This is a genomic window from Vibrio sp. 1580, assembly GCF_033340055.1.
Genome location: NZ_JAWOVT010000555.1, coordinates 1 through 565 on the forward strand (window position 1 = coordinate 1; position 565 = coordinate 565).

General features: G+C 46.4%; 1 protein-coding gene. It reads right to left on the reverse strand.

Annotated elements, in window-relative coordinates; translation table 11 throughout:
* A partial coding sequence (locus tag R7093_RS27130; protein WP_318147263.1) for a LysR family transcriptional regulator occupies nucleotides 1-528 on the reverse strand: 528 nt, incomplete at its 3' end.
* Nucleotides 529-565 lie beyond the last annotated feature (37 nt).

Below are 565 nucleotides of genomic sequence, written 5' to 3' on the forward strand. Positions count from 1 at the left end.
ATTAAGATTTAAAAAACCAGGGCTCGCCACTACTATCCAGTTTTCTTGGGTAAGTTGAACAGCCTGCTCTGATTGCCAATCTCCATAACCGTTGATGATCTCCACATCCGCAATGGCGCTAGCATTCGGTACCGTGTTGGCGGTCGTTGAAATTTTTATCACGACATCAGGGTGCTGACGATGAAAATCGGCCAAGCGCGGCATTAACCATTGAGAACAAAAGCTGTGAGCGACATGAAGCGTCAGTTGAGTATTTTTCTGGCGAGCAAAAAGGTGTTGAGTTGCTACAGATAGCATCTGCAAAGTCTGGCTAACCACAGGTAAGTAGGCTTGGGTAGCTTGCGTTAATAAAAGCTGCGCACCATTGCGCTCAAAAAGTATCGCGTTTAACTGAAGTTCCAACGATTTAACTTGCTGACTGACCGCCGCGCGAGTGACATTTAGCTCTTTTGCAGCTTTTGTAAAGCTTCGCAAACGGGCTGTTGCTTCAAAGGCTTTCAGGGCATTAAGTGGTGGGAGGTTTTGCATCCTGATCTCCTACTAACCGGAGCATCGATATTATGAC